The organism is Collinsella sp. TF08-11AT (genome assembly GCF_003437035.1).
Taxonomy (GTDB): domain Bacteria; phylum Actinomycetota; class Coriobacteriia; order Coriobacteriales; family Coriobacteriaceae; genus Collinsella.
In genome coordinates this window covers 1-10,225 of sequence record NZ_QSRL01000023.1, presented here as the reverse complement: position 1 = coordinate 10,225, position 10,225 = coordinate 1, and the positions used below count along the sequence as shown (strand labels likewise).

General features: G+C 51.4%; 10 protein-coding genes and 1 tRNA gene. All 11 read left to right on the top strand.

The window, feature by feature from the left end; all coding sequences use genetic code 11:
* The first annotated feature begins 281 nt into the window (after window positions 1–281).
* A complete protein-coding gene (locus tag DXC79_RS09825) occupies window positions 282–533 on the top strand; it encodes a hypothetical protein (RefSeq protein WP_199408694.1) in 252 nt (83 codons plus the stop codon).
* Window positions 534–741: 208 nt separating this feature from the next.
* On the top strand, window positions 742–1,923 hold the full coding sequence (locus tag DXC79_RS09820; RefSeq protein ID WP_158551013.1) for an SIR2 family protein: 1,182 nt from the start codon (window positions 742–744) through the stop codon (window positions 1,921–1,923).
* The gene (locus tag DXC79_RS09815; protein WP_117636058.1) at window positions 1,908–3,758 is read left to right on the top strand and encodes an ATP-binding protein; all 1,851 of its coding nucleotides are present in this window, start codon (window positions 1,908–1,910) and stop codon (window positions 3,756–3,758) included. Before DXC79_RS09820 ends, DXC79_RS09815 begins: the two co-directional genes overlap by 16 nt.
* Complete coding sequence (locus DXC79_RS09810; RefSeq protein WP_128620242.1) at window positions 3,751–4,503, top strand: hypothetical protein; 753 nt, start codon at window positions 3,751–3,753, stop codon at window positions 4,501–4,503. The genes DXC79_RS09815 and DXC79_RS09810 overlap by 8 nt, the downstream gene beginning before the upstream one ends.
* A gap of 264 nt (window positions 4,504–4,767) precedes the next feature.
* Window positions 4,768–5,862, top strand: coding sequence for a hypothetical protein (locus DXC79_RS09805; RefSeq protein WP_117636056.1), 1,095 nt, complete (start codon window positions 4,768–4,770; stop codon window positions 5,860–5,862).
* Window positions 5,863–6,300: 438 nt separating this feature from the next.
* Window positions 6,301–6,567, top strand: coding sequence for a hypothetical protein (locus tag DXC79_RS09800; protein WP_117636055.1), 267 nt, complete (start codon window positions 6,301–6,303; stop codon window positions 6,565–6,567).
* Entirely contained in the window at window positions 6,567–6,845 is a 279-nt protein-coding gene (locus DXC79_RS10330; RefSeq protein ID WP_117636054.1) for a DUF4160 domain-containing protein, read from the top strand. The genes DXC79_RS09800 and DXC79_RS10330 overlap by 1 nt, the downstream gene beginning before the upstream one ends.
* Before the next feature lie 317 nt (window positions 6,846–7,162).
* Complete coding sequence (locus DXC79_RS10080) at window positions 7,163–7,306, top strand: hypothetical protein (protein WP_158551012.1); 144 nt, start codon at window positions 7,163–7,165, stop codon at window positions 7,304–7,306.
* A gap of 130 nt (window positions 7,307–7,436) precedes the next feature.
* On the top strand, window positions 7,437–8,225 hold the full coding sequence (locus DXC79_RS09785; protein WP_117636052.1) for a DUF3825 domain-containing protein: 789 nt from the start codon (window positions 7,437–7,439) through the stop codon (window positions 8,223–8,225).
* Window positions 8,226–8,363: 138 nt separating this feature from the next.
* Window positions 8,364–8,438: transfer RNA gene (locus tag DXC79_RS09780), tRNA-Val, on the top strand.
* A gap of 393 nt (window positions 8,439–8,831) precedes the next feature.
* Window positions 8,832–9,989: a hypothetical protein gene (locus tag DXC79_RS09775; RefSeq protein WP_117636051.1), complete on the top strand. Its 1,158-nt coding sequence runs from the start codon at window positions 8,832–8,834 to the stop codon at window positions 9,987–9,989.
* Window positions 9,990–10,225: the final 236 nt, after the last annotated feature.

Sequence of the window (10,225 nt, the reverse complement as noted above, 5' to 3'; positions counted from 1 at the left end):
CGTTAAACGAGCGCTAGGGTGCCACCCTTACACCAACATTTTCGACGCGATCTCAAAGTATCAATCCTTTCTAAAAGACCGCTGCTTGTATCTTATCTAAGGACATCGTAGTCCCGTAATGTGTAAAGCTTTATTGGCGCCCATTAGGCGCCTGTTGGTTAAGATAGGGGTTTTCCTTTGCGTGAGCATGGCTCCACGTAGAATTTGCTTAACGTCCCTAGTAGCTTAAGACTGTGCTGCGACAAGGAGAAGCCGATCGTGGGCGAGTATATCGTTTAGCGATGAACTCCAACAGCTATAACTTCCGCGCGAGCTCCATCCAGGGCGTCATGAAGCGCGTGAAGGCCAAAGGCGTGCCCGTGGTGGTCTACGAGCCCACGCTGGACGCGCCGGAGTTCTTCGGGTCCGAGATTGCCCACGACCTGAAGGTCTTCAAGGCCGGCTGCGACGTGATCGTCGCCAACCGCTGGAGCGACGAGCTCGCGGACGTGGCGGACAAGGTGTACACGAGGGATTTGTTTAAGCGGGACTAGGGGAGAGCGGTTTGCCTGAGTTGGGCAAACTCAATTTTCCGTAAACCTAACAATGTTAAATACGGTGGCTTGTCGGCCAACGCCGATAAGCCACCGTATTTTGATTAAGAGTTATAGAAGCCTAACGCTCAATTTCAAACTGAGCCCTAGCTTCCTCATGACAACAATGCGGTTATATAATTTTATAAATTATGGTGAAAGGGGTTTAGTGGAAGATCGCGCACTTCAACAGTCAAGAATAATAGAGGTTAATGGAGATTCAAAAGATAGACAGATTATTGATGAAGAGCGATGCAAGTTCTTGCGTAAAGTATTTGCTAGCGCACACATTAATATGCTTCTCGGGTCTGGATTCTCTGCCGGCGTCGTTCCCACTTTAGGCCACCGCGAATCTTGGTTTCAATCTTTCGATGCTCTTATGCGTGATAATCCGACTGATTCTATCTGGCAAACTGCTCGCGGGCTTTTGCGAGCAGAGTATTTCAAGTCCGTTATGCTTCCACTTGAAGGCAAACAACCAGATTCCTTGCAGGTTGCTTTTATATCTGCGGCTATGCAGCTTGTTGCTGGCAGGGGTGCAACCATGCTTCCCAAGCGTGTGAACTTTTTTACTACCAATTACGACCCAATGATAGAGTCATCTCTCGAAACGCTTGTTCAGCCTTTTAACGATGGCTTTACCGGCCGCATGCGTCCCGCGTTCGACACCTCGTCTTTTAGTCGACTTATGTACGAACAATCTCTTTTCATGGAATACAGCTCACAAGTTGCAACTGCCAATGTTTTTAAAGTCCATGGATCACTTACATGGCGCAGGCAAAACGTCAACGCTGGAATCGGCTATTCCAGCGTTGACGATACCCTCAAGGATTGTCTGATTAATTTCGAAGACTTGATTAGCTCTAAAGCTGTTGAAAAAGTTGGTATTCTTGTGCAGAAAGATTGCGACGACGCTGGAGTAAACAATCTTCGCCTACTTGCGTGTTCCCTCAGCGGGGATGACAGTCATATTGTAAATAACTTCGCCAATCAATACGATGCTACATTGTGCATCGTAAATCCCGCCAAGAAAAAATTTGAAGAGACAGTTCTTGAACAGAGCTACTATGATCTGCTGAGAATTTACGCCAATGAGCTCGACAGAAACAATTCACTTCTCATAGTGTTTGGTTTTTCTTTTGCGGACGAGCACATTCTTGGGCTCACAAGAAGGGCGATTCGCTCAAACCCTCAACTGATCGTCATCATTTCCTGCTACACCCGTGAAGATGCAACTGGGTATCAATCATTGTTTCCAAATGCAGATAACGTCTATCTTTTTATTCCTACCGAGGGTGGCGTAATTGGTTTACGAGAGCTTTCCGAGGTGCTGAAATGCGCGGTGAAGTAAGTGGCGACCTCCTTTTAATTGGAGAGGTTGCTGAAGTCAGAGGGACTAAGGTTAAGATATGCGTCTATAGTCAGGCAAACGAAGCAAGCATCTTTTACTGCGGGCAGCTCGTGCGTGGCGTATCAGTAGGAGCATACTTGCGTATTTCCTACGGATACGATGATGTAATTGGAGTGATAGAAGGCGACTATCAGCAGGAGAGAAGGTCGGCTGATTCTGCAGGTCCCGAAAAGCGGGAGGCGCCCGGCGCGTATCTTGAACGTTATGTTGATGTCTCCGTGTTCGGCAGCTTCACCGCTGGCCGCTTCAAACGCGGAGTTGAAGTCTTACCCCTAGTCCGTTCAAAAGCGTATCTCCTCTCACCCGAACAGCTTGCTTTTGTAAATTCTCCTAACTTAACTTCTGGAACTGGCTTTAGGGTGGGTACCCTAGCAGGCCATGACGGTATCGATGTCAATCTTTCGTTCAACGCGCTATTCGCTAGCCACATTGGCATATTCGGTAATACGGGATCAGGAAAGTCAAACACTCTTTGTCGCATATTCACCGACTGTCTAGAAAGGCGCGGCAAGCAGGGCGTAAGTAAGTTCATGATAATCGATTTCAACGGTGAGTACACTGCTGAAACGGTGCTATGCCCCCACAAGAAGGTCTATCGGCTTAGCACTAAATCTAATGGTGGAGACAAGATTCCTGTACCTGCAGACTTCTTCTTGGATGTTGACATATGGGCAACGCTCGCCAAGGCAACGGAGAAAACGCAGCGTCCGTTTTTGAGGCGATGCATGCGGAAAGTTGAAGTTATACGTTCCATGCATCATCCAGATTCATATCTAAAAAGAATGGTAAGGAATCTACTTGAGGGCTATTGTGGTCGCGCCACCGCCTTTAGCGAGCAGCGCGAAGATCTGGTCAGGCTCTTTTCCTTAATTCCAGAGATAAGCGAGGAGGAAATCCAGTCTGCACTTGATTCGGTAGAGTTGTTCTGTGGTAATGCCGCTCCAATTTTACGTAATGTTTGCAACGGCTCTTATTTGAATAAACCGGAAGACGCCTCTAGCATCTTTGAAGGCCTCCATTACGATGCTCTTAACTATGCAGCACTCTCCAGCAGTGTTACTTTGCTGCATGAATTCATCGCGCGCTACAATTTCTTAGAACAAACTCGCTCGGGATCCGTTTCGCGTGAACATGTTGCGCCGTTGGTTCAGCGTTATTCGGCTGAACTTAGAGAGGCTTCGAAGCTTTACGAACCCAGTAATGACACCTTTGATTCTGATGTGGTGGTCGTTTCGCTACTCGACGTTAATCTTGATCAGATAAAGGTTGTACCGCTCGTAATTGCGAAGAGCCTCTATCAGTACCAGAAGAAGCGGGGACGATCTAATCAAAACAGCAGCGTTCATCTCATCATGGACGAAGCGCATAATATTTTGTCGTATTCATCCCAGCGCGAAAGTGAGTACTGGCGCGATTACCGCCTTGAAACATTCGAGGAAATCGTTAAAGAAGGCCGTAAATTTGGCATGTACCTTACTGTTTGCAGCCAAAGACCGGCCGATATATCCCCGACAATTCTCTCGCAGATGCATAACTATTTTATTCACAGACTTGTAAACGATGACGATCTAAGAGCGATCAATAAAGCTGTTTCGTTCATTGACCATGCAAGTGCAAGCATGATACCCGTGCTCCCTCAGGGCTGCTGCGTAGTGAGCGGTACAGCGACTAGTTATCCAGTGCGAGTTCAAGTTGATCCGTTGCCAATCGAAAAACAGCCTTTGAGTTTTGATAGGGACCTATCGAGTGCGTGGGAGGTGAGTGCTTTTGAGTGATTTCGACAGTGAGGATGAGTTTGCAAATGAGCTTTGCAAACTCATCAGGAAGCACCCTGGACTCTGTTATTCGATCCAACTTGAGGACACTCATATTCTGAGGCATATAATTTTCGGCAATCTGGCAGACGATGTGTACCGTGATGTTTATACGACTTACAATAATGCGCTTTTCGATTCTCTTCGACTCTTAGTTCGTTATGAAAAATCGTTAAAAGCCTGGTGTGAAATCATAAAGTTAGCTGAAGACAGAGAAATTCTGGACACGTTGATCATGGACTATGTTTATCCGATTTTCTTGGTTACATGCGACTTGCCTAATGTGTTTAAAGATCAACTTGTTCGTGGATGTGTCAAACTCGCGTCAGTCTCCACAGGTGATTATTCCTATCTTTCTGACACCCGATTTAACTGGTTTAAAGAGATGAAGGCATCTTGCGCTTACAACCCCTTTGGACTTCAACTTATACAGATTGTCGACGACGATTTGTATCATGGCGACGATGCGACTCATTTTCGAGATATTCATGGCAATTGCATGCACGACATATCACAAACTTTAGTGGCCGGATCAACGCAAACGGTATCTCCGTACGCCGGCTTATTTCTAAAAACTTACTCTAAATCGTTCAATCTTGAAAATGAGCTCGAAATTATTGATAGACACAGGCGCCGGATTCAACGTGCATATCTCTTATTTGGTGATTACGCCGATAGCCTAAGCGGCGCTTCTCTTGAATCTTGAAAACTGTAGTTTGATTATTTTAGAGCTTGCTCCTTCTTGGCAAAGCTTTCAAAACCATCCGTAGCGTGATTTAAAGTCTAGTGGACGGCAAGCTGACGACGACTCCGCCTTTCATCGATTGGCAAAACGATTTACACCTAATTTTGGGAGTCGATCACAGGCTTTTACCTTGTCCATCGTCTGATCTCGCTACACTAAAAGCTACTGCTACCAGGTCATTTCCTGGTACAGTTTCCATTGGCTCTTGCGAAGATCGGAACGGTTATGTTTGCCACCGCGTTCCACACTAGCCGACACTACATTCTGTTTACTGTCATGGCCTGCCTATGCGTTTTGCTGGGCGGGCCTTTTTATGCCGCGGACGCGGACAGCCTGTTCATTGCGGGTTCCACGTACTATGAGCCAGGTGTTTCGGGCCCCGGTTGGGCTTGGATCGATGCCGAACATCTGGAGCTAACCGGCTATGCGGGTGAAGCCATCGGCGCCGACGACGACCTGGTGGTGACGCTTGTGGGGCAAAACTCCGTGGTCGAGACGCATGCGCCCGATGCGGACATTTCCATGAGCGGTATGGAGGTGTGGGGAAACCTTACGCTTCGCGGATCCGGCTCGCTCACGGCGTCTGGTTCGCAATGTGGTATCCATGTGGCCCAGGCGCTGGTGGTGGACGGCTGCACGCTCAATGCCATGGCCGATGGTGCAGGTGTTCTTAACCAGACCGTAGCCGGCATTGCCGCAGGCAGCTTAACCGTACGTGGAGGCGGGCGTGTTGTTGCCGCGGGTACGGGATCCGATGCGGGCTTGCGCTTTTATGGCGTGCGCTTGCTCGACGAGGGATCTGGAGCTGACACTGCGAGCGAGACGCTTGACGTGGATGCGTCCTGGCTGGATGCAACCGGTACGGATGCCGGCGTTGTCTGCAATCGCGGATCGCTCGTAGCGGCGCACTTTGTGACGCCCGCAGGCGGGGCCTTTGGCGCTGCCAGCGTGGTAAATGCTGACAGGGCCGTGGCCACGCATGTGGTGATCGAGCCCGATGGCGCCACCGCCCCGGCAGGGGAGACCGTTACACCCGGCGGCGAGGTGCCGAGGGATGGCACGGGCGAGCCTACTGGTGGCGCCGGCCCCTCTGCGGGGCAACCCGGTGCGGGGCCGGCGACGGATCCTGCGGTGAAACCCGCAGCCACGTCGCTCAAGACAACGGTCACCAAGACCACAGTCACCAAGACGACCAACCCCAAATCCACTATGGCAACAACACCGGCGCTTCCCAAGACCGGCGACAAACACTGGATCGTCGCGTCCATGGCACTTTTCCTGCTGGGAACAGTGCTTCTGGGCATCGCATATCGCTGCTGATGCGGTGCGACGCACCTGGCTGCGATACAAGAGCTCTGTAGGAGCTTTAAGGGCAACGCTTTCGGCAAGGGAGCGTTGCTTTTTTCATGCATGCAATGTCTAACGTGCAGCCATATGCGTTTCCGCAACAAGGACTATCGCTTGTGGCAATACGCAAACATATGTTCTATACTTAAAATAGGAGTTGGTGAGGGGCGGTTATATGAAAGTCAGAAGAGATGACATCGCGAGCAGCGTTGTTCGTTTGATTAATGAAGCGGGGCGCAACCCCTATCTATTCGTTGGCTCGGGCTTTTTTCGTAGACATATGGCACTGTCGATTAAGACGGCCTATGCAGTCGGCCGGCAGGGTTCGGGTCTTATTGGATTAATTCAATTCACCTCGTGTTAAATCCACTTCGTTCTTTATACTCAAATGCAAACACTAAGGAGGTAGTCATGTTTTGGAGCTATGTTCAGCTTGATGATGGCACCCAGTTTGCCTACTCAGAGACAAGAGAAGACGGAACCGTTCGCGTAGCCGTCGAGCGCCCGGTTGACTTTGGCTTTGACCATGCGGAATGCTTCTTGCCTGCAGTCAAATGGTTCAACGTCGAAGGATTTACTGCTGATGACCTCAATTTCTTGACAGAATTTGTTAGATCAAACGCTCCGTTTATCTTCGAGCTCGCCGAACGCCAAAAAGCCGGACCGGCCGTGGCATAATGCCTCGAGTTCTTATTTTCGGGCAGTACGTTCTATTCTTTTGGATTGCGGAAAACGGAGAACCAATTCACATCCACGTTGGCGTAAAGAGGGCGGCTGCTAATTCGACTAAGTTTTGGCTGACGAAAGACGGCGGATGCAAGCTTGCGAACAACGAGAGCAAGATTCCGGCTAAGGATCTCAGGGATCCTTCAAAACTAATCACCATGAACCATCAATTCATATGTGACAAGTGGTGCGAAACCTTTGGCGATGATTCACTGACGTTCTACTGTTAAGTATCGAGCGGGAAGATGCGCTTGTCTATGAAGTGCTGTAAACAGGACGAGGAGCTTGTGAATACCAGCCCTCAATCCATTCCTTCAAAAGAGCCCAATCCGGAGACCCTCGAGGCCATCCGCAAAGGTGACGCATTCTTTGCGACGGGGAAGTTCGGTCGCTTCGACAACGGCACTGATCTTATCAATGCAGCTCTAGTCAACAATTCTGAATTTTGCTGCACACTTCCGGACACGGCGAGACGGTCGATTTTGCCCTCTGTGACCAAGGGCTGACTCCAGCCGAGTTGACGGCGATCCTGTCGAACGCTCTTGAGATGAAACAGTTTGAGCGCGGTATGCCTCGCGTCGTCTGCGGCATGGCGGGCGACGAGCTCGCGCGCGATATTATCGCCCATGTGGGACTGACCCTCGTCGAATGCAGGGAGACCTATCCGTTCGACCGTTCCCCTCAGTATTGAAGAACTCGTCTGGCAACCGATTGCTCTGGAGTACGACTCCTAGTGCCACTGTGTTGTACTCCACGGAATTGCATCGCACGTATAGAATTTAAACATCCGAGCGACAGCTATGAAATGGATTGGACACCACATGGAAATCCCCAGCACCCTGTGCAGCAATGTCTACGACTTTGCGTTTTGCCCTGAGCCCTGTTACGACCGCCTGGCCGACCTCGCCGATCCCGAGGACTGGGGTCCTAGCAATCGCATCCTTAAAAACTACTTGTCGTTTTCGTTTAGCCGCGCGGTGTTTTTGACCGAGCGCGACGTGGACCAGACCGCACCGTCCAACCTGCCGCTGGTGTTCGATGACGACCGCTGCCTGTTTAACACCGGCCTGTACACACGCCGTTACGAGACCATCTACGGTCTATTTGAGCCCAACACCAAGCCCGATGCGCGCCAGCGCTGGTTTTTGAAGGGCTTCTTTAAGGAAAGCGACCCCATGCTGGTCCCGTTTGAGTACCTTCCGTGCCGCGTGCGCTTTACCGAGGACCCCTCCGAGCTGGTCTTTGACTACCGCCTGCCCATCCGTTCCAACATCGACCACATTCTGGGCGACGAGGAAAACCTTACGCGCATTCCTGCCAGCCTGATGGGGGAGGGCAACTCGCTGCTGCTGCGCCGCGCCTTTGAGGGCGCCGTCGTCGAGGCCGCCCGCCGCGCCGCCGCCAACTACACGCTCGCCGTGCCGCAGTTCTACGGCGGCCGGATCCAGCTGCTGCTACCGCTGTGCCTGACCGGCGACAAGCCCGAGCTGGCGCTGACCATCCAGCGCGAGGACGGCTTTTACGCCGCGCGCACCTGCCTTACGCTCGACATAGCTTACAACAACGCGCGACTGATCTGCCGCCCCGAGACTTCGTGGATTAAGCGGTAAAGGTAGGTTTATCTGCTGTTTTGCCGATTGCTTTGCTTACTTTGGCTTGGCTAGCACCCACGAATTTAAAATCGAGGGCAAAAAGTTCTTGGTAAACCACGCGCGGCTATGTTAGTATCTCTTTTGCCGAAAGGTGACGGGCGATTGGCTCAGGGGTAGAGCATATCCTTCACACGGATGGGGTCACAAGTTCGAATCTTGTATCGCCCACCATCAAAAGCGCAGGCCAGAGATGTTAAAACTCTGGCCTTTTTCTTTTTGACACTAAGTGTGACACCAAAACTGACACCAAAATCGAATCGCAGTCGTATAAGGTGTCATTGTTTATCGCACCCTTTTACCGACGCCATTGCATGTTTTGCATAAAACGCATGCGTATTTTCATTGAATTCCCCATGTGATTCATGCGCAAATGTGGAGACAGGGACCACACGCCCAGAACTCCTTCCAGCTGATTTCTATCACACGAGGGATTTTCGGCAGAACTCGTCAAGCTATTGGTCAGTGTTTGGTCAGCTTCCGGTACTTACCCGCATGGTGCCCCAGTAGATAATCGGCGATGTCCGTAATCCGCACGGCATATGGCCGATACCAGGGGAGGCGCAAATGGACGAAATCGTCTGCGCAAACACCGCATTCCGCTACTGGCGTTGCCCGCCTCAGGTGCGCGATCTCTACCCGCGCCTGCCCAACTCCGAAGAAGGCTGGCGGGCTCTGTCCCAAGCCCCTTTCGTAACCGAAGTCCTCAAGGCCCCGATCATTACCACGACAGCGCCTGGTGGCGTTAACTACCATTCGGGTTTGCGAACGACAATCCACTGCGAAGACGCTTCGGGGGTGGACAGTACGTTGGAAACCACATTGGGCTTTAGGGTAACCAACCCACTTTCGACGCTATTTACCATGGCACGCTTTATGTCTCCATTCGATCTTGTCCTTGCCATGTACGAATTCTGTGGGTGGTTCTCCGTCTTTAAGCCCACCGCTGCGATAGAAGCGGAACTACGGAAAGCCGATGACGCCGTTAAAGGAGCCACCACCGAATCCCTCTTTGAACTCGATGAAAGCCAAGACGAAGCGCCGTGGAAACGCGTTTATGCGCGCGTAAAAGTCAAAGAACCGGCAAACGCAAAGGGGCCAGACGGGAAAAAGAAAACGAAAGAGGCCATAAAGCTAAAGGGCACATCGCTTTGGATGAGAAAGCCGCTCATCGAATTACACGAGCTTCATGAGTACGCAAGGAAGATGAAAAGCCGCAAGTGGGGCGCGAAGTTCTACAACGCCGCGCAGATGGTGACGGGCATAGCAGCGTCTCCGCTCGAAGTTGCTGGCATTCTTTTGCTGTCGCTTCCGCGCTCCCGCGGCGGCGCCGGCTTTCGAGACGTTTATGTCAACGATCTTACGCCGCTTACCGCATCGGCACAGAGCATTGCAGGGCAAAAAGTTTGCTACGGGGACATCGTGATCGTTAATCCGACCATAATGAAGGCGGGCATCGTGGAGCTTCAGGGGGAAGTTATCCATGGATCGGGTGCTGTGCTTGACCACGATGCCAAGCGCATGACGGCGCTGCAAAGCATGGGGTATGACGTCTTTCTGGTTACGCACGACATGCTTAACGATGCTGACCAGCTTGATGCGATCGTTAGAAGTCTTTGTTCGCGCCTGGAATTGCGCTATAGGAACAAAACTGGGGCTCAAAAGACGGCGGAAACGGAGCTACGAGCCAACGTCATGTGCAATTGGCTGCAAATCGATTGCTAGACGGTCGTTTTTCTCGCTCGCTGGCACCCTGGATTAGCCGCTCAAAATGCCTCCGCCACGAAAGCGGGGCATCTACTACTTTTTGACCCGACCCCTCGACCACGCCTCTCGTTTCGCGAAAACCGCAGGCCGTCTACCTGCGGTTTTCGTTTTGCCATCGGCGGTGTGGTCGGGCGGTGCCGCCCAAAGGTAGTAGATGGGCGGGTTTCGTGGCGGGCCTCCGCGGGGGCGGGCGC